The organism is Oleiphilus sp. HI0125, from assembly GCF_001635355.1.
In genome coordinates this window covers 1-872 of sequence record NZ_LWGF01001334.1, presented here as the reverse complement: position 1 = coordinate 872, position 872 = coordinate 1, and the positions used below count along the sequence as shown (strand labels likewise).

The following is an 872-nucleotide window of genomic DNA, read 5'->3' as shown; positions in this document are numbered from 1 at the left end:
TTATTCAACACCTAGATGTTCGTTTTAGGGATTTGACGCCATGATAATTCTTTCTAGAACACTACTGTTTGTATTCACGACTGCTTGCTTCCCCGTTATGGCAGAAATGAAGTCTATTGATGATGGCGACTTGTCCGAAGTCACTGGACAAAGTGGAGTGTACCTAAGTGGTGACATCTCGATTAACGAGAACGGTGGTCCGCTTTCTGATAATTATTTTGGTGCGTGCACCGACGCGACTAAATCGTGTGGGGCGCGTATTGCCTTGCAAACAGAGCAGGATGGTGGCTGGTTTGTGATTGACAACCTTCGAGGCGGTATTGCCTTTGAAGGGCTCACTATGAAGATTCGTGATATTGATTCTGGATTTGGTGGTGATGGTGCTTTATTCAATCGTGAAGTACTAGAGATTGGTTTGCCGGGAACAATTCGGTTTGATGACTTCCAGTTTACTTTAGCGGGTAGTGCAACGGAGCGCCCGTCTGATCCGGGGTTTCAGCAGCTCGACCTTTACGGGGTTGAAATGAGTGGTGAAGCGACACTAAAAGGTAATTTGTTAGTGTTTCCAACGGATTAAACCATGCGCATAGTAACCTTATCCCCCTTTACTTTTTTAATGCTTGCCCTCTCATTAGCGGTGCCTGCCTATGCCGAAATGCAAGCTTTAGAAGATGACTTCTTGTCGGGAGTTAGTGGGCAGTCAGGTATCACATTAAATCTAGAGAGTAATACCACGATTCAAGAGTTTGCTTACTTCGATGACGGTAATGGTATAGCTTTTGAGGGTTTGCGTATTGGTGGTTCTGGAGGAAGTGATGATTTTCTTAAGATGCAGATTCTTGTCGACATCTTGGAAGATGGAACGCTGTCAC

General features: G+C 45.0%; 2 protein-coding genes. Both read left to right on the top strand.

What is annotated here, in order from left to right:
- Positions 1-40: 40 nt before the first annotated feature.
- Positions 41-577, top strand: coding sequence for a DUF6160 family protein (locus tag A3762_RS22995; RefSeq protein ID WP_068483404.1), 537 nt, complete (start codon positions 41-43; stop codon positions 575-577).
- A gap of 3 nt (positions 578-580) precedes the next feature.
- Positions 581-872, top strand: a 292-nt coding sequence (locus A3762_RS22990) for a DUF6160 family protein (protein ID WP_231878906.1), incomplete at its 3' end; no start/stop codon positions are given.

What these genes read in the sequence shown, in the direction of transcription:
- A3762_RS22995 (WP_068483404.1), top strand. Translation starts at nt 41, where the DNA reads ATGATAATTCTTTCTAGAACACTACTGTTTGTATTCACGACTGCTTGC.